At 30.8% G+C, this 18,199-nt stretch carries 14 protein-coding genes; 10 read left to right on the top strand and 4 right to left on the bottom strand.

The window, feature by feature from the left end; all coding sequences use genetic code 11:
• The first annotated feature begins 28 nt into the window (after positions 1-28).
• Genes BR43_RS05480 through BR43_RS05460 form a run of 5 tightly spaced genes read left to right on the top strand, consistent with a single transcriptional unit; the run spans position 29 to position 6,842 of the window.
• Positions 29-1,534 carry a hypothetical protein gene (locus BR43_RS05480; protein WP_034560123.1) on the top strand — a complete coding sequence of 502 codons (1,506 nt, stop codon included), beginning with the start codon at positions 29-31 and terminating at the stop codon, positions 1,532-1,534.
• Positions 1,534-2,796, top strand: coding sequence for a sugar phosphate nucleotidyltransferase (locus tag BR43_RS19830; protein ID WP_051933823.1), 1,263 nt, complete (start codon positions 1,534-1,536; stop codon positions 2,794-2,796). Before BR43_RS05480 ends, BR43_RS19830 begins: the two co-directional genes overlap by 1 nt.
• 11 nt (positions 2,797-2,807) lie before the next feature.
• Positions 2,808-4,520, top strand: coding sequence for a phospho-sugar mutase (locus BR43_RS19825; RefSeq protein ID WP_034560122.1), 1,713 nt, complete (start codon positions 2,808-2,810; stop codon positions 4,518-4,520).
• A 59-nt stretch (positions 4,521-4,579) separates the two neighbouring features.
• Complete coding sequence (locus BR43_RS05465) at positions 4,580-5,872, top strand: UDP-glucose dehydrogenase family protein (protein WP_034560121.1); 1,293 nt, start codon at positions 4,580-4,582, stop codon at positions 5,870-5,872.
• A 49-nt stretch (positions 5,873-5,921) separates the two neighbouring features.
• On the top strand, positions 5,922-6,842 hold the full coding sequence (locus BR43_RS05460) for an LCP family glycopolymer transferase (protein ID WP_034560120.1): 921 nt from the start codon (positions 5,922-5,924) through the stop codon (positions 6,840-6,842).
• Positions 6,843-6,924: 82 nt separating this feature from the next.
• On the opposite strand, the gene galE is transcribed toward BR43_RS05460, so the two are convergent.
• Positions 6,925-7,908 carry a UDP-glucose 4-epimerase GalE gene (gene galE / locus BR43_RS05455; RefSeq protein ID WP_034560119.1) on the bottom strand — a complete coding sequence of 328 codons (984 nt, stop codon included), beginning with the start codon at positions 7,906-7,908 and terminating at the stop codon, positions 6,925-6,927.
• Positions 7,909-8,254: 346 nt separating this feature from the next.
• On the opposite strand from galE, the gene wecB reads away from it, so the two are divergent.
• Positions 8,255-9,400 (top strand): non-hydrolyzing UDP-N-acetylglucosamine 2-epimerase, encoded by a 1,146-nt coding sequence (gene wecB, locus BR43_RS05450; protein WP_034560118.1) that lies wholly within the window; start codon positions 8,255-8,257, stop codon positions 9,398-9,400.
• Positions 9,401-9,466: 66 nt separating this feature from the next.
• On the opposite strand, the gene BR43_RS05445 is transcribed toward wecB, so the two are convergent.
• The 3 genes from BR43_RS05445 to BR43_RS05435 all read right to left on the bottom strand — a co-directional run bounded on the left by BR43_RS05445 (position 9,467) and on the right by BR43_RS05435 (position 12,861).
• Complete coding sequence (locus BR43_RS05445) at positions 9,467-10,117, bottom strand: deoxynucleoside kinase (RefSeq protein WP_034560117.1); 651 nt, start codon at positions 10,115-10,117, stop codon at positions 9,467-9,469.
• A 181-nt stretch (positions 10,118-10,298) separates the two neighbouring features.
• Positions 10,299-11,675, bottom strand: a complete 1,377-nt coding sequence (gene rlmD, locus BR43_RS05440; RefSeq protein ID WP_034560116.1) for a 23S rRNA (uracil(1939)-C(5))-methyltransferase RlmD — start codon at positions 11,673-11,675, stop codon at positions 10,299-10,301.
• A 136-nt stretch (positions 11,676-11,811) separates the two neighbouring features.
• Positions 11,812-12,861, bottom strand: a complete 1,050-nt coding sequence (locus tag BR43_RS05435; protein WP_034560115.1) for a hypothetical protein — start codon at positions 12,859-12,861, stop codon at positions 11,812-11,814.
• Positions 12,862-13,110: 249 nt separating this feature from the next.
• On the opposite strand from BR43_RS05435, the gene recX reads away from it, so the two are divergent.
• The 4 genes from recX (at position 13,111) to ntdP (ending at position 18,105) form a co-directional block, all read left to right on the top strand.
• Positions 13,111-13,971 carry a recombination regulator RecX gene (gene recX / locus BR43_RS05430; protein WP_034560114.1) on the top strand — a complete coding sequence of 287 codons (861 nt, stop codon included), beginning with the start codon at positions 13,111-13,113 and terminating at the stop codon, positions 13,969-13,971.
• Positions 13,968-15,164, top strand: coding sequence for an A/G-specific adenine glycosylase (gene mutY / locus BR43_RS05425; RefSeq protein WP_034560113.1), 1,197 nt, complete (start codon positions 13,968-13,970; stop codon positions 15,162-15,164). Before recX ends, mutY begins: the two co-directional genes overlap by 4 nt.
• 747 nt (positions 15,165-15,911) lie before the next feature.
• The gene (locus BR43_RS05420; RefSeq protein WP_034560112.1) at positions 15,912-17,414 is read left to right on the top strand and encodes an AcpB/EbpR/MafR family transcriptional regulator; all 1,503 of its coding nucleotides are present in this window, start codon (positions 15,912-15,914) and stop codon (positions 17,412-17,414) included.
• A gap of 157 nt (positions 17,415-17,571) precedes the next feature.
• Positions 17,572-18,105 carry a nucleoside tri-diphosphate phosphatase gene (ntdP, locus tag BR43_RS05415; RefSeq protein ID WP_034560111.1) on the top strand — a complete coding sequence of 178 codons (534 nt, stop codon included), beginning with the start codon at positions 17,572-17,574 and terminating at the stop codon, positions 18,103-18,105.
• The last annotated feature ends 94 nt before the right edge of the window (positions 18,106-18,199 follow it).

The raw sequence follows: 18,199 nt of genomic DNA, 5'->3' as shown, positions 1-18,199 counted from the left end.
TATTAAGTAAACGAAATGAGGTGACAGTATGTTAACAAAAAAAGAAATAAGTTGGAATACATTAATGAAATTGAATATTTGGAATACGAAACTTATTTTAGTAGCATCAATTGTAGTGGTGTGTAATTCTTTATTTTATTCAAATTATTTTCTCTCTTTGATTTTAGTGATCATGGAGATAATTATTTTGGCAGTTTGCTATTTTAGAAAAAAAATAACATACTATTTAGGTTACTATATAATATTTTTAACATTAAGTTTTGAGTTTGATTATTTTTTTGAAACACAAGCTTTTTACGGGTTTAAAAACTTCAGAATAGGTGGAATAAATTTAGGGATAATTTGTTTATTACCAATAGTAATATTATTTTTTTCAAATGGAGTTAAATTAAAAGAGCTTAAAAATTCATTTTCATTAGTTTATTCAATTAGTAAAAATATAATATTGTTGAATATATTTGCTATAATTATGGGATTAGTTACAATCCTTTTTAATGATAACAGAATACAAAACTTACCAGGAGTTCTAACTAAATATTTAAGTTCTGTATATAGTGTATCAGCGATCCCTATTCTTTTGATAATCTGTTTTATTTATATAATAGATAAAGAAGATGAAGAAGTAGTAATAAAATTGGGGCAATTTTTATTTGCTGCATTATTTGCAATTTCAATTTCAATAATTTTTTCTTTTTTTAATGGTAATTTTGGTTATTATGGTGGTGTGAATACATTATTAATTCAGAGTATAGTACAGTTTTTTCCATTTATATTTATCTTTTATTTTTATGACTATAGAATTCCAAAGTGGTCTTATGTTTTAATTTTTATAGCAGGTTATATAAGCTTAGTATATAATGCACAAGGAAAAATAATTATTGTTTATTTTTTATTACCGATTTTGATAACAATAATTTATGCTAAAAACAAAAAAATTATCCCTTTATTTTTATTACTATTTTTATTACCAATTTTTATTCTTGTTTTTGTAGAGTTAATAGGAAATTTGTCAGCAGATAGTATTCTTTTTAAATCTAAATTTGATCAAGCTTTTGCGTTGATTAAATTTTGGGATGGAAATTGGTTCGATAATTTACCAAGTTCACCTAAATATAGAGTTTCAGAGTTTTTAAATATTATTTCAGAGTATTTAAAAAAACCTTATTTTTTCTTTTTTGGAAAAGGATTTCTTGGTTCTATAACGGATACTCGTAGTTTATTTAATATGTATGATTTAGATGCGTTTACAGTTGATGAATGGAATTATAGAATATTTTACAATATGCATGAAACGCTTAATGTAGTTTTTCTTAGCAATGGACTATTTGGATTATATGTACTATTTAAAGTGCTTAGAAATTTAATGAAAAATATAAATGATAATCCTTGGATTTTAATTGGTAGTTTTTGGTTTTTAATTATCTATGGTTATTCTATAACATTAACTGCTTTTGGTTGTTTTAGTTTATTATATGGTTACTATTGCTCTGATATGAGTAATAAAAAAATGGGTACAGAAGGTGGGAAAAATTAATGAAATTAATTTTATTGTCTGGTGGTTCTGGTAAGAGGTTATGGCCACTTTCTAACACCCAAAGGTCAAAGCAATTTTTAAAGGTTTTAGAAACTGAAAATGGAGACGCAGAGTCTATGCTTCAGAGAGTTTGGAGACAATTAGAAGCAGTTGGACTAGCTAATGATACTTTTATTGCAACTGAAAATTCTCAACTAGAAATGATTGAATCTCAAATTGAAATTGATCCTAAAAAGATAATTCTAGAGCCAGAAAGACGAGATACGTTTGCTGCGATTGCGCTATCTACTACCTATTTAAAATCTTTAATGGGAATTGATGAAAATGAAGTAGTTTGTGTTTTACCAGTAGATCCCTATACTGAATTATCATTTTTTGAAAAAATTAAGGAACTTGAAAATTTATTTAATGAGAGTAGTGCTGAACTTGGTCTAATTGGTATAAATCCTACTTTTCCTTCTGAAAAATATGGCTATATTATACCTAAAAGTAGTAGTACGACTACTACCACATTTGAAGTCGATTATTTTAAAGAAAAACCCACAACTATTATTGCTAAAGAATTACTAAATTTTAATGCTGTGTGGAATGCTGGAGTTTTTGCTTTTAAATTAAAGAAAATGAATGATATTTTATTAAATTATTCATTACCATTGAATTATACAGAGTTATTGCATAGATATATTGAAATTCCTAAAAATAGTTTTGATTATGAATTTGTAGAAAAGGCACAGTCAATATTTTGTATTAGATATGATGGATTTTGGAAAGATTTAGGAACATGGAATACCTTAACCGAAGAAATGTCCAAAGAATCTATTGGTGAGGTTGTTTTAACTGATGATTGTTATAATACAAACATTATCAATGAACTTGATATTCCCATAGTAGCTATTGGATTAAAGAATATAGTAGTTGCTGCAAGTCCAGATGGAATTATGGTATCTGATAAAGAAAGTAGTCCAAAAATAAAAGATATTTTTAATGAAAGTATAAAATTAGCTCCAATGTATCAAGAAAAAAAATGGGGAAGTATAACAACTTACTCTAACAAAAAAGATTATAAAATTGAGTTAATAAAAATAAGTAGAGGTTCTAACTATTCTTTAGATAGTGAGGAGCATGTTTTTATTACTATTTTAAATGGTAGCTTAATTAACAAGGATACAAATGAAATTTTTAAAACGGGTAATATTTTAAATGATTTCGCTGGGGAAACTCTTGAGAATACAGAATTATTAAAAATATTTTTAAAGAATTAGGTGGGATAAAAATGGAAATTTATGAAAAAAATTACAATAAATGGTTAGAAAAACTAGATCATGATGATAAAATGAAAACTAGATTATTGTGTATGAAGAAACAGGAAAAAATGGATAGTTTTTATAAATATATAGATTTTGGTACAGGTGGAGTTCGTGGAGAGCTTGGGATTGGAACTAATAAATTAAATATTTATACTATTAGAAAAATAACCGAAGGATTATCTTTGTATTTAGAGGAGAAAAATAATAAAGAAAAAAGTATTGTTATTGCATATGATACAAGATTTATGTCCAAAGAATTTTGTCTTGAAGTTGCAAAAAATTTTATTACTCATGGTTTTAAAGTATATATATTTGATGATGTTCGCCCAACACCATTACTTTCATTTGCTGTAAGATATCTTAAGGCAGATATAGGAATCGTAATAACTGCCAGTCATAATCCTTCCAATTATAATGGATATAAAATATATAACGAAACTGGAGCTCAGATTGTTACTCATGAAGCAAATTCTATAAAGAAATACATTGATTTAGTAGAAGATGAATTTAGAATTAAGGTAATTTCAGATGATTTTCTTTTTAATAATCCTAACTTTTCAATAATAGGAAATAGAGTAGAGAATGCCTATTTAGAAAAGGTTAATTCTTTGATAATTGATAAAGAGCTGATAAAAAATGTTGGGAATAATCTTTTAATTGTGTTTTCTTCTTTACATGGAACAGCAAAAAAATTAGTACCACAAGCATTAAAAGATGCTGGTTTTAAAAATGTGATAATTGTTAAAGAACAAAGTAACTTTGATTCAAACTTCTCGACTGTAGAATCTCCTAATCCAGAAGAATATTCTGCATTTAATTTGGCTATTCAATATGGAGAAAAAGTCGGAGCTGATATTTTATTAGCAACAGATCCAGATTCTGATCGTTTAGGAGTGATGGTAAAAGATTTTAATAATGAATATAGACAAGTTAATGGTAATCAATTAGGAGCTTTAATCCTAACGTACTTACTATCAAACTATAAAGAAAAATTAAAAAATTATAATGAAAACTTTTTATTGAAAACTATAGTTACGTCGAATCTAGGTGAAATGATTGCAAATAAATATGGTGTAAAGACTATTAATACATTAACAGGTTTTAAATTTATTGGAGAACAAATTAATATGATACCAAAGGATAGTAAATTTATTTTGGGTTATGAAGAGAGCTATGGATTCTTGATAGGTGATTTTGTTAGGGATAAAGATGCAATACAAGCAGCTGTTATAATATCAGAAATAGCAACTTATTATAAAAATAAAGATATGAATTTATTTGATGCATTACACACTATTTATGAAGAGTATGGATATTATAAAGAAGAACTTTTTTCTATCAGTTTAAAAGGACTAGAAGGAGAGCAAAAAATTCAAGAAATAATGCTTAACTATAGAAAAAATCCAATAAAATCAACAAAAATTGGTATGGTTAAGTTTGTTGAAGACTTTCAAAAAAAAATAAAAATAAATCTATTAGAAAAAACAAGTTTTCCAATTAGTCTTCCAAAATCCAATGTATTAAAATTTATTTTAGAAGATGGCTCTTGGTTTTGTTTAAGGCCATCTGGAACAGAACCTAAAATCAAAATATATTTAAGTGTACTTGGTGAAACAGAATTAGATTGCGAACGTAAAATGGAACTATTAAAAGATGAGATATTAGCTGAACTTTATTGAGATGTCATTATAAGTAATAAAATAGTTATAAAAAACAACATAAAAAGAGGTTGATCATATTGAAAATTGTAATTGCGGGAACAGGTTATGTTGGATTAGTTACAGGTGTGTGTCTTGCTGAAGTTGGCAACTCAGTTACTTGTATTGATATTGATGAAGAGAAAATTGAATCTATGAAGAAAGGCAATTCTCCAATTTATGAAGAGGGGCTTGAAGAATTAATGAAAAAAAATTATTCTTCAAAAAAACTAAACTATTCAGTTGATTATAAAAAAGAATACAAAGATGCTGATATTGTTATGATTGCTGTGGGAACTCCTGAAAGAAGTGATGGCTCTGCTAACTTAGACTTTGTACGTCTAGTTGCAAAACAAATTGCTGAAAATGTTGAAAAAGATTGCTTAGTAGTCATTAAATCTACTGTACCAATTGGTACAAATGATGATATAGAAAAATATCTTATTCAAAACTTAAAAAACAATGTTCATATTGAAATTGCTTCAAATCCAGAATTTTTAGCTCAGGGAACAGCTGTTAGAGATACTCTTTATGCATCTAGAATTGCAATTGGTGTAGAAAGTAAATGGGCAGAAGAACGTTTACGGATAGTTTATGAGCCATTTAAACAACCTATTATAGTGACTAATAGAAGAAGTGCAGAGATGATAAAGTATGCATCAAATGATTTTCTGGCTTTAAAAATATCATTTATGAATGATATTGCAAATTTATGTGAAATTGTTGGCGCTAATATAGAAGATGTGGCCAAAGGGATGAGTTATGATGAGCGAATCGGTAGTAAGTTTTTAAAAGCGGGTGTTGGATATGGTGGTTCTTGTTTTCCAAAAGATACAAAAGCGTTACATTGGTTAGCTAATGATCATGATTATGAACTAAAAACAATCAAAGCAGCGATAGAAGTAAATGAAAAACAAAAATTAAAACTTGTAAGACAAGCTCGTAAAAAGTTCGATAGTTTTTTAGGGATGAAAATCGCTGTTTTAGGTTTAACATTCAAACCTGGAACAGATGATATGAGAGAAGCTCCTTCAATTCCAAATATAAATTATTTAATCGAAAGAGGAGCGGAAGTTACTGCCTATGATCCTGTTGGTATTGAACGAGCAAAAATGATTTTTGGAGATAAAATTCAGTATACAGACTCAATTGATAACGCACTTAAAAATGCTGAAATTTGTTTTATTATGACAGAATGGAAAGATGTTGTTAACTATAAACTTGAAAAATATAAAAATATTATGAAAACGCCTGTTGTTTACGATGGTCGAAATTGTTATGATTTAAGTAGTGTAAAAGTTAGCGGAATTGAGTATTATTCAATTGGACGATAAATAAAATGTTGAATAAAATTTTTGTTAATAAAATTAAGGAGCAATGTAAATGTCAAAAACAAAGAAAATTTTAATTTGGGTACTCTGTATCTTCCTTCTAATGATTGGAGCTATGGGAGTATACGCTCTTAAAGTATATAAAGATGTAACCAAAACAACAGATAAGATTTATCAAAAAGTAGATAAAGAAGAAGTTCGTAAAGAGCCGGTGAGTATTGAAAAAGGAAAAGATTCTTTTTCTGTATTACTTCTTGGTGTTGATACTGGGGACTTAGGTCGAACAGAGCAAGGACGTTCAGATTCGATTATGATTATGACCGTTAATCCGAATACGAATGAATCTAAAATTGTAAGTATTCCTCGAGATACTTATACTGAAATAGTTGGATATGGAACTACTGATAAAATTAACCATGCATACGCTTTTGGTGGGGTATCTATGTCTGTAAATACGGTTCAAAAACTTTTAAATATTCCAATTGATTATTACGTTGAAGTCAATATGCAAGGAATTAAGGATATTGTAGATGCAGTTGGTGGGATTGATGTGAATAGTCCTTTAACTTTTAGTCAAGATGGTATTAGTTTCACTAAAGGAGCAATACACTTAAACGGTGAACAAGCCTTAGCATACTCTAGAATGAGATACGAAGATCCAACGGGTGACTATGGTCGTCAAGGTCGTCAACGTCAAGTAATTGAAGCAGTTGTAAAAAAAGCGGCAACATTCTCAACATTGACAAACTATCAAGATATTCTAAATGCAATGCAGAATAACATGAAAACTAATTTAACTTTTGATAATATGTACGACATTCAAGCGAAGTATAAAGCTGCTGCTGGAAATATTGAACAAGTTCAGATGCAAGGTACGGGAACAATGATTGATAATATTTCCTATCAAATTGTTTCACCAGAAGAAATTGCTCGTGTTTCAGGAGTTTTAAGAAGTAATTTGGAATTGAAATAAAATTAAAAACACTGTAAGAAATCAACATTTGAAAAAATGGATTTCTTACAGTGTTTTTTATATTTATAGTAAGCTCTTAACTTTAATAGCCATTCGGATGATTGACATGCCATTTCCAAGCCGATTCAATAATAGTTGGCATATCAGTATATTGTGGCTCCCATCCTAAAACAGTGCGTGCTTTTTCACTTGCTGCAACTAAAGTACTTGGATCACCTGCGCGACGTTCAACAACTTTTGCAGGAATTTCTCTACCGGTAATTTTACGAGCGGCTTCAAGCATTTCTTGCACTGAAAAACCAGCTGAGCTTCCTAAATTAAATGTGTTACTTCCATTTCCAGCATTTAAATATTCTAGTGCTAGAATATGTGCTTCAATTAAATCTACCACATGAACGTAGTCACGAATGCAAGTTCCATCTGGTGTTGAATAATCATCGCCAAAAATAGTTAATTCTTTTCGTTGTCCTAAAGCGGTTTGTAAAATAATTGGCAATAAATGTGATTCAGGTGTATGATCTTCTCCGATTGTCCCATCTAATTTTGCTCCAGCTACATTGAAGTAACGTAAAGCAACATAGTTCATACCATAGGCTTTATCACACCACTTAAGCATTTTTTCCATCATTAATTTTGTTTCACCATAAGGACTTTCTGGGTTTGTTTCGGCTGTTTCCATAATAGGTAAGGCCTTTGGTTCACCATAGGTTGCAGCAGAAGAGGAGAAAACAATATTTTTTACAGCAAACTGCTCCATAACTTCTAGTAAAACTTGAGTTCCATAAACATTATTATTAAAATAGTGAAGAGGAATTTCCATAGATTCCCCAACTAGTGAGTTAGCAGCAAAGTGTAAAACACCATTAATTGTTTCTTTTTTGAAAACGTTTTCTAAAAAAGGCTTATCGCGAATATCACCTTTATAAAAACGAGCTTGTTTATGAATAGCTTCAGAATGTCCAGTTTGTAAATTATCTACAACTACTACATCATATTTTTTTTCAATTAATTGATCGACAGCATGGGAACCAATATAGCCAGCTCCACCTAATACTAAAATTGTCATCTTTTTGTTCCTCCTCAAATTGTTAAATCACTAATCTTAGTTTACCACATTAAAAAAAACTTTAATATATTAAAAGTAACTTTAGCTTTTCTTCATAATTTTGCTACCTATCCTTGTTAAACTAAATTAAATGAGGTGGAATAAATGAATTTCTATCGTGGGATAAAAAACGGTCTATTATTGGTGCTTCCATTTTGGTTAATTATTATAGCAGTAATACATTATTGTTAATAAACAATGAAAGATAGATAAGGTGTTGCTTTCTATTATTTAGATATATAGTAGATATGATATACTGTATGAGATAACGTTGTTTTCAAAATACACTATATAGGACGTGCAAATTATGAAAAAAATTAAAATCATGACAATTTTTGGAACCAGACCTGAAGCTATTAAGATGGCTCCATTGGTTTTAGAAATCGAACGTCAATCTGATCGTTTTGAATCGATTGTAACAGTGACTGCACAGCATCGCCAAATGCTAGACCAAGTGCTAGAGATTTTTACTATTAAGCCAGATTATGATTTAAATGTGATGAAGGATCGTCAAACGTTAGCTGACATTACAGCCAATGTTTTAGTTGGTCTGGAAGCAGTGGTCAAAGAAGCACAACCAGATATTATTTTGGTTCATGGTGATACAACGACTTCTTTTGCTGCTGGAATTTCGGCCTTTTATAATCAAATAAAATTAGGTCATGTGGAAGCTGGATTACGTACTTGGAATAAATATTCGCCTTTCCCAGAAGAAATGAATCGTCAAGTTGTAGATGTTCTTTCCGATTTATATTTTGCACCAACAGTTGAAAGTGAAGCAAACTTATTACAAGAGAATCATTCTGCTGAGCATATTTTCATTACTGGAAATACGGCAATTGATGCGTTAAAGGAAACGGTTAAAGAAGATTATCATCATGAAGTATTAACAAAAATAAATCCAGAGCATCGTTTAGTCTTAATGACTATGCATCGTCGAGAGAATCAAGGAGAGCCAATGAATCGTGTATTTCATGCGATTCGTCAAGTTGTTGATAGTCATGAGGATATTGAGGTTGTCTATCCAGTTCACTTGAATCCAGTTGTGCAAGAAGCAGCTGCTAGTATTCTAGGGAATCATCCTAGAATTCATTTAATCGCACCATTAGATGTAATTGATTTTCATAACCTAGCCTCACGTAGCTATATGATTATGAGTGATTCTGGTGGTGTTCAAGAGGAAGCTCCTTCATTAGGTGTACCTGTTTTAGTGTTGCGGGATACTACTGAGCGACCAGAGGGTGTAGCAGCAGGAACCTTACGTTTAGTTGGAACAGAGACAAAAGATGTTTTAGCAGCAATGACTGAACTCTTAGATGATTCAGTGGCTTACAAGAAAATGGCAACAGCCAGTAATCCATATGGAGACGGCTTTGCTTCAAAACGAATTTTAGATGCAATTGCTTTTGAATTTGGTTTAAGCCAAGAGAAACCTAAATCATTTGAAGTTTAATCTTTAGATAATATGACAATCAAAAAAGGAGCCTTTTTTTTTAAGGCTCCTTTTTTATATTTTAGACTAACGGACTTCTTTCAATCTTTCTTTAATTAGAGCAATGATTTTTTCAGCATCATCTGGATTTTCTAAATCATGTTGATTAATATCAATAACTAAAGTTGGACTTTTATCATACTCTTCAAACCAGCCATCATACCGACTGTGAAGATGTTTATAGTAATTTAATAAATCGGTGTTATTTTCAATTTGTTCAAATGAACGACCACGTTTTTTGATTCTTTCTAACACAGTATCTAATGAGCCACGTAGATAGATTAATAAATCTGGAGATTTTTTAGGCATAGTATCTAATTCTTCCATCATATTATCCAATAAATCTAAATACGTATCCATTTCGGCATCACTCATATTGCCTTCTTCATAATTGATTTTAGTAAACAAAGCGTCTTCGTAAATAGAACGATCTAATACATTATTTTGATGCTGTAGAGCATCTTTAATGCTTCTAAAACGTGTATTTAAAAAATAAATTTGTAATGAGAAAGCCCAACGTTTTGGATCCTCATAAAATTTTTCTAAGATACGATTATCATCAACACTTTCATAAAAAGCCTCGCTATCTAACGCATCTGAAATTAATTTTGTATAGGTACTTTTTCCAGCACCAATCATTCCAGCTAAAACAATCACAGCATTATCTGCTCCTTTCACTATCTCCACACTCCTATCAAAGAACGATACTCTTCGATTATTTGCACTGATAAGTATAACATAAATGACAGCGTAAATTTTTTTTATCATAAAATTTTTTGAAATGAAAAATGATTATTAGTAAGATTAAACAAAAGAACTTCCACTAATAAATAAGCTTATTTACTAGTGGAAGGCACTTTTATTTAGCTGTCAGTCTTACAACAACTTCACAACGAGCAGTTTGTGGAAATAAATCAACCGATTGTAAATAATCAATTTTATAGACCTTGCCTAAATCAACTAAGTCACGTGCCAAAGTTGAAGGATTACAAGAAATATAGACCATTTTTTTAGGTTTTGCTTTATTGATTGCTTTAATTAATTCACGATCTAAACCAGTTCTAGGTGGATCCACGACTAATGCATCGGGTTTAAAACCACGTTTCATCCATAATGGTAATAAAGACTCTGCTTTTCCAACTTCATAGCGAACATGTTCAAAGCCCATTTTATTAGCATTACGTTTAGCATCTTCAATTGCTTCTGGAATAATATCCATGCCACGAACTTCTTTTGCCTCTTTTGCCAAACTTAAGCCAATTGTTCCAACTCCACAATATGCATCAACTAAAGTTTCATTTGCTTGTAGTTTAAGTGCTTTACGTGCTTCATCGTATAAGACAGCAGTTTGTTCAGGATTTAATTGGAAGAAAGCACGGGCAGACAGGTCAAAGGCAAGATCATCTAATTTTTCAGTAATACTAGATTTTCCAGCTAAATGAATCGTTTCGTCTCCCATAACTAAGGAAGTTTTTTCTTGATTCACGTTTTGCATAATTGAAACGACTTCAGGCAACTGTGTTTTTATTTCTTCAAGAAATTGTTTTTTCTTAGGTAGTTTTTTACTATTAGTTACGAGTACTAATTGAATTTCACCAGTTTGAATACCGACACGACAAACAATCGTTTTGACAATCCCGCTATGCTTAATTTCATTATAGATTGGAATTTCCAATTCAGTTAATAATTTTTTGACAGCTTGGATTACCTTGGTAGTTTCTGGACGTTGTACTAAGCAGTTATTAATATCAACTAGCTGATGAGTACCTTCACCATAAAGCCCCGCAATTACTTGGTTATCTTCAGTCATACGAACTTGGAATTGAGCTTTGTTCCGATAGCGCCAAGGATCAGCCATTCCAAGAGTAGGGCGAAGATCAAAGTCTTCAAAGCCAGCAGGTTTAAATTTTTCTAGGGATTGTAAAACCATATCACGTTTAAAGTCTAATTGTTTGTCATAGGCTAAGTGCTGTAATTGACAACCACCACATGCTTCATAAACGTCACAAGGTGGAACAACACGATTTTTAGATTTTTTTCGTATTTTTTTAATTGTTGCAGTGGCAAACTTAGGCATAACTTCAGTCACTTCAGCTACGACTTCTTCTTCAGGCAAAGCTCCTTTGACAAAGACAATCGTACGTTTATAATAACCGATGCCCTCACCGTTAATTCCTAGACGTTTAATAGTCAAAGGAAAACGTTGGCCAATCTCAATAGTATGTTGTGGATTCATAATTACCTTCCATTCTGGTTCAAATTTAGTCACTGTTATTATAGCATGAAAAAGAGGGATTCAGTTTGATTTTTCAATTAAAAAGAAAATACTAGTAAATTAGGTTTTTAGTCCAAATTTACTAGTATCGTTGATTTTATTTTTTTGATGCTGAATTCATAGCTTCTGAAAGCTGTTGAGTTGTGATAATTTGTTCTTTAGTAGGAAACTTAGGAGTTCCTTTAAATTTTGTATAGACTAAAGTTCCTTCAAGTTGAATCGTTTTGATTCCTTGTTTAGTAGAATCTTTTGGAGAAAGTATCACAGAAAACGACGTATCTTGATTTTTTTGGTTAATACCAATAGCTAATTCTAATTTTTCATAATCTTTATAGGTGTTACTATCTGCCAACGCTTTAATTGTATCTGCTGATATAGGTAAGGCAGAGGTGCTAGTAGTTTTATTTAAAACAGTTTGATATTCTTTATTGTCAGCTAAAACTTTTTGTAAACGACTAAATAATCCTTGAAATTCTTTTTTGTTCAAGGTCATTGTAAGGATCTCATCTTTTTCAACAAAAACAGTTTTATCAACTGTTTTGAAATAATTCATCATTTCTTTTGCCAGCTCCATATTTAAACTCTTTAAAGTTTTTTCTTCCTTAGCAGTTAAAGCAACTTTTTCTTTGGCAGATTGAGTACTTGTGACAGCATCATTTACAGAAATATAATTAGTTTCCCATCCATTTGTAGTAATGGCTTGGCTAAGAGAATTAAGTTGAGAAGCATTTCCACCTGTCAGACCTTGGAAAAGTTCAAGAGTCTTGGAAAAACCAGTAACTGAACTCATAGTTAAGACAGTCGAATTTTCATTGCTAATGGTTGTAATAGGCAACGTTGATCCTAAAAGCTTCAATTGGATATTATTTTCAGAGAGTTGTTTTTTCTTATCACTTGTATAATTTCCAGAAATCTTAGTTGCTTTAACTTGAGGGACTACCAAACCTAAAAAAGGATTGCTAGCTAGCAGTTGTGAATCTAATTCCAGATTAGTAATCCCAACCTCGTATTCACCGCTTACTTGTTCTTTACTTTGACTACTGGCTAAGTTTTTTAAGAATTTTTGTTGTGGACTCATACTACAACTAGCTAAAATAACAAGGCTTAATACTAGTAAAGTTAGTGATGCTCCGATTTTTTTCTTCATTAAATAAATCCCCCTAAAATAAAAAATTGTTTGTTTTTTATTTTAACACAAATTGTCTCACTTAGGTTGAAAATCTATGAATTTACTATTTTTATTATTATATTAAATTTGAGATTAAAAAAAATGATGAAAAAGGTATCAAAAGAAATGATGACTAGCCAAATATTCCTTTGTAGGGTAAAGTAAAGATGATTGATTCATTTAGTTAAATACTACTAACAAATTCACAGACTATTGGGAGGAATCTAAATGCCTAAAGAGATTAAACTAGAACAATTTATCTCAAAAGAGGACACCACATTTCCAGTTATTACTAAGATTGAAGTTCAAAAAAAAGCTAAAGAACGCTACAATATTTATTTAAATGGAGAGTATGCATTTCCAGTTGATGAAGCGATTCTGGTTCATTATGTATTGCATAAAGGAATGGAGATTTCACCTGAATTTCGGAAAGAATTAGAAGAGCAAGATGGATTTCGCAAGGCCTATAACCGTGCTTTGAATTATTTAAACTATGGACTACGCTCTGAAAAAGAAGTCCGAGATGATTTAGTTAAGCATGAAATTTCACTAACGACAGCACAAACTGTGATTGATAAACTAAAAGAACAAAATTATATCAACGACCTAACTTATGCTGAAAGTTATACCCGAACAGGTGCTAATCTTGGCGGTAAGGGACCCAGAGTCATTACTCAAGAGCTTAAGCGTCGTGGCTTAACGGATGAAGTAATTGCCAACGGCTTGGAACAGTATCCATGCGATCAAATGCTAGAAAATGGTATTGAGTTGGCCGAAAAGGTCTTAAAAAGAACTGCTCGTAGCTCTTCAAGAGAGACTAAAAATAAAATTCAGCAAAATTTGATGCAAAAAGGTTTTTCCAGTGATCTTATTCAAGAAGTTTTGCAATCAATTGACACAGAAAAAGACGAGGAAGATGAATACAACGCCTTACAAGATCAAGGAGAGAAGCTGTGGCGTAAAAATAGCCGTTTAGAGCCTTTTAAACAAATCCAAAAGGTCAAGACTAGTTTATTTCAAAAAGGCTTTCCCAGCGATTTGATTAGCCAATTTATTACAGAAAAAGAGATGGAAGAAGAGGACGAATGACAACTAATAAGAAGGTAAATGAAATAAATAAGTTAGATGTAACAATGTGGCAACCACAAAAAATCGAAGAATTTAGAAGTACCTTCTTAAGTTGGTATGATTTAGAAAAAAGAACATTACCATGGCGTGAAAATAATAACCCTTATCGAATTTGGGTTTCTGAAATTATGTTGCAACAAACAAGAGTTGATACGGTGATCCCATACTATCTTAATTTTATGAAGCTTTTCCCAAAAATTAGTGATTTAGCAGCAGCTGATGAAGATGTTTTATTAAAAGCTTGGGAAGGGCTAGGCTATTATTCTAGAGTGCGTAATTTACAAAAAGCGGCGATTCAGATTGTGAGTGAATTTGATGGTGAAATGCCACAAAATCCTACTGATATTGCTTCACTAAAAGGAATTGGTCCTTATACAACTGGAGCGATTTCTAGTATGGCTTTTCAGCTTCCAATTCCAGCAGTGGATGGAAATGTGATGCGCGTGGTTAGTCGCTTATTTGAGATTAGTGAAGACATTGCTAAACCAGCATCAAGAAAGATCTTTGAAGCCGTAATGACTGAAATTATTGATCCACATAAACCTGGTGACTTTAATCAAGCTATGATGGATCTAGGTTCTAGTATTTGCACGCCAACAACTCCAACTTGTAATTTATGTCCGATTAATCAGTTTTGTGCAGCTTTTGAATCAGGAAAAATGCTTGAATATCCTGTGAAAAGTAAAAAGAAGAAGGCGAAGCCTGTTTATTATGCCGGAGCGATTATTCAAAATGAGTCAGGTGAATTTTTACTGGAAAAACGCCCATCAGAAGGGTTACTTGCTAATATGTGGACGTTCCCTTTGCTTACAGAGGAGTCTTTGATTAAGGATATCCCCTTAAAAATAGGAACCTTGAATGCAGCAATGCCTCAAGAGTTTGAAGATGGTGTACTGAAGAATTTATCTTCTGAAGTAAAAACAAGTTACTCTATTGAACCAATTTGGTTAAAAAAACCTTTTGCAGAGGTTATTCATTTGTTTAGCCATCTAAAATGGTATATCGCTATCTATTATGGAAAAATGTCCAATGAAATGCTCACGGAATTACCAGAAAATTGTCTTTGGGTGCATCCAAGTGACTTTTCAAATTATACTTTTCCAGGACCTCAACAAAAAATGTGGCAGAAATACTTGACTAAATTCGATAAATAAGATATGTTTTTTGATTCTATTCCATAGGGATTTAAGGTGTTTAGCAGAAGTCAAGCTAGATTATTTAAGTATTTTATCATTTTTTTGGAAAAAAGCTAAAATTAGAGAGAAATACCTGTAAATAAAGCTGAATGTACTGATAATAGTATGTTTCTAAATAGTATTTGTTAGGTAGAGAAAATGCTACTAAACAAAATAGTACATATGTACTAAAAAAAATGCTATAATTCAAAAGAAGTAAGATTTTTAATTGTGACAGAATTTCAACAATTAAAATCGATAAGTATTAAATGAGTGCTGAACGTAGTAGCCTCATCCCCTAAAAAAAATGGACAAGAAGAGGAGCAAAGCCTTATGCCAACATTAGTTGAACAATTAATTAAGAGTGTAGTAGAAAAAAATCAAGTACGTATGAACGTTGAAAAAACAACAACAAGTAAAAATGAAAAGACTTTCCAAAAAAATTCTTAAGCAATTTAGCTTTCCTGCTAAAAGTTGAATTGACTTAATTTTTTAGCAAACCATATCCTTGGAAAATTAGTTGTAAGTTAAATAAATTGTTAGAAAAAAAAGAGAAACCTACGAGTTTCTCTTTTTTTTCTTGTTTTCTAGTATATAATAAATAAAAAGATAGATTACTTTTTTTATTATAAGGCAAATTTTGAAGAGAACTCAATTTATTAGCTAATCATTTCATTTTAAATGATAATAGTGAATAACTAGTCTAAATAAGGGGAATGGTACGTCATGAAATATTTTTTAGATAAACTACAAACTAGAAAAATTAATTTAATTAAATTAGTCAAAAATAATTATCCCAATAGCACAATATCTCGTATCTCCAAGGAGCTAAACTGTTCCAGCCAGACACTAATTACCACCATTGATTCCCTAGCTGAAGACATCGAAAGCTTTGAAATCACAACAGTTAAAATCTATGTAGTAGGCAAATTCGTTAAAGCTGAATTTAACGCTAATTTTTCATTAGATAGCTTGACTCATGAATATTTAAAAAAATCATTTGAATACCGAGTTATTTTAGATTGTTACTTTAATCGAACAAAAAGTACGTCAGAATATGCTAGAGATTTCTTTTTAAGTCAAGCTTCAACCTATCGAAAGATTAACGATGTTAAAGAGGTTTTGGCTAATTTTAATTTAGAGTTACAGCAATCTGGAAATTTACAAATTATCGGGAAAGAAAAATTAATTCGTTATTTTTATTATTCATTTTTTTGGGAAACGCGTTCTAGTGCTAATTGGCCATTTGAATTCGATAAAGATTTAGTTAATGAAATTCATTACTCTTTTATTTCAAATAAATTTCTAGAAGAAAATCGTTTAATTAATGATAACAAACTTGAGCTATGGTATGCGATTATTTTAACGCGTATTGCTGCTGGAAATTATATTGAAACAATTTCTGAAATCCAACAATTAGGAATGACTGCATCAATCTATCAAGAAAATAAAGAAAAGATGCAAGATTTTTTTAAAGAGCTAAGTCCCGAAATTTCATTAAAGAAATGCCAAGCTGAAGTCGATTTTTGTTTTTCGATTACGCTTGTGAATATGCATTATTTAACTTATGATCCCCAAATGGATGGCTTGCTAGAAAGCATCGCAAAAAAAGATCAGATTTATAAAACAGCCTCTTATCAATTTACTGAAGATTTAGATAACTATTTATCGAAGTCTTTAGAAGGTGGTCCATTATTCGTTTTACTGGCTAACTTGTTTAGTGTTCATTTGTATTGTTTTTTATTTGATGGAAATCTTTCACCGTTCGTTGATCAACTAGAGATTCAGAGTTTTGACCGCATTTATCCCTCCTTTTATAAGATGTTAAGTAAGACGTATGTTGAATTTATTTCTCATAAAGAGTTTGCTGAAATCTATCATAATAAAGAACTTCTTTTTCAAAGTTATATGTTGATATTATTTATCTCTGTTGATGTCCAAAACTACACAGAGCCTATCTATGTCTATTTATATTCTTCTCATAGCCGATTATTGGAATTTTTATTGAAAAAAGAATTAAAAAAAATGGGACAATATTATTTGATTTTTGTTAATGAAGTCACCGAAAATACTGATTTGATTTTAGCAGATACATTCAATATTCCTTTTAATTTAATTCAAGAAAGAACCTTAATTTGGGATTCTGTTCCTAGTGATAGCGATTGGGCTAATTTGCGTAGTAAGTTGAGTGAAATTAAGAAAAAGAAAGAATTTAGTAGACTAGGATAATTACCTTGAAAATTGGAAGATTTTATTTTAAATTTGGCTAGTATAATAATTTAGAAAATGATTTCTTTTTATGATATAATAATTCATGAGTTCGGATTTTATCCGTATAGTGACTAATTCTCTTCAAATGTAGAGAAAAAAGAAAGTTGGGCATGGGATGCGTATTCCAAAAGAAGGAGAATACATCACCATCCAAAGCTATAAACATGATGGTAGTTTGCATCGAACATGGCGAGATACTATGGTTTTAAAAACAAGTGAACAGTCAGTTATTGGTTGTAACGATCATACACTTGTAACGGAAGCTGATGGCAGACGTTGGCTAACCCGTGAACCAGCGATTGTTTATTTTCATAAACATTATTGGTTCAACATTATTGCAATGATTCGCGAAAATGGCGTTTCGTACTATTGTAATCTAGCTTCACCCTACACTATGGATGAAGAAGCGTTGAAGTATATTGATTATGATTTAGACATCAAGGTTTTTCCTGACGGTGAGAAGCGCTTATTGGATGTAGATGAGTATGAAGCCCATCGTAAAAAGTGGCATTATCCAAATGATATTGATCATATTTTAAAGGAAAATGTAAAAATTTTAGTTGAATGGATTAACGAAGAAAAAGGTCCATTTTCTGATGAATATGTTAAACTTTGGTATGAACGTTATCAGCAGTTGTCACGTAAATAAGTGGGCTTATGTAAAGTGGATGAGGAGTGTAGTGTTCTTGCTAGTATAAAGATACCTTTTTAAGCAATTAGTTAAAAAGGTATTTTTCTGGTGT

The organism is Carnobacterium gallinarum DSM 4847 (assembly GCF_000744375.1).
Taxonomy (GTDB): domain Bacteria; phylum Bacillota; class Bacilli; order Lactobacillales; family Carnobacteriaceae; genus Carnobacterium; species Carnobacterium gallinarum.
The sequence above is the reverse complement of the archived record's forward strand: the minus strand, read 5'-3'. Positions and strand labels throughout refer to the sequence as shown.

What these genes read in the sequence shown, in the direction of transcription:
- BR43_RS19830 (WP_051933823.1), top strand. Translation starts at nt 1,534, where the DNA reads ATGAAATTAATTTTATTGTCTGGTGGTTCTGGTAAGAGGTTATGGCCA.
- ntdP (WP_034560111.1), top strand. Translation starts at nt 17,572, where the DNA reads ATGCGTATTCCAAAAGAAGGAGAATACATCACCATCCAAAGCTATAAA.
- rlmD (WP_034560116.1), bottom strand. Translation starts at nt 11,675, where the DNA reads ATGAATCCACAACATACTATTGAGATTGGCCAACGTTTTCCTTTGACT.
- BR43_RS05460 (WP_034560120.1), top strand. Translation starts at nt 5,922, where the DNA reads ATGTCAAAAACAAAGAAAATTTTAATTTGGGTACTCTGTATCTTCCTT.
- BR43_RS19825 (WP_034560122.1), top strand. Translation starts at nt 2,808, where the DNA reads ATGGAAATTTATGAAAAAAATTACAATAAATGGTTAGAAAAACTAGAT.
- BR43_RS05435 (WP_034560115.1), bottom strand. Translation starts at nt 12,861, where the DNA reads ATGAAGAAAAAAATCGGAGCATCACTAACTTTACTAGTATTAAGCCTT.
- mutY (WP_034560113.1), top strand. Translation starts at nt 13,968, where the DNA reads ATGACAACTAATAAGAAGGTAAATGAAATAAATAAGTTAGATGTAACA.
- recX (WP_034560114.1), top strand. Translation starts at nt 13,111, where the DNA reads ATGCCTAAAGAGATTAAACTAGAACAATTTATCTCAAAAGAGGACACC.
- galE (WP_034560119.1), bottom strand. Translation starts at nt 7,908, where the DNA reads ATGACAATTTTAGTATTAGGTGGAGCTGGCTATATTGGTTCCCATGCT.
- wecB (WP_034560118.1), top strand. Translation starts at nt 8,255, where the DNA reads ATGAAAAAAATTAAAATCATGACAATTTTTGGAACCAGACCTGAAGCT.
- BR43_RS05480 (WP_034560123.1), top strand. Translation starts at nt 29, where the DNA reads ATGTTAACAAAAAAAGAAATAAGTTGGAATACATTAATGAAATTGAAT.
- BR43_RS05420 (WP_034560112.1), top strand. Translation starts at nt 15,912, where the DNA reads ATGAAATATTTTTTAGATAAACTACAAACTAGAAAAATTAATTTAATT.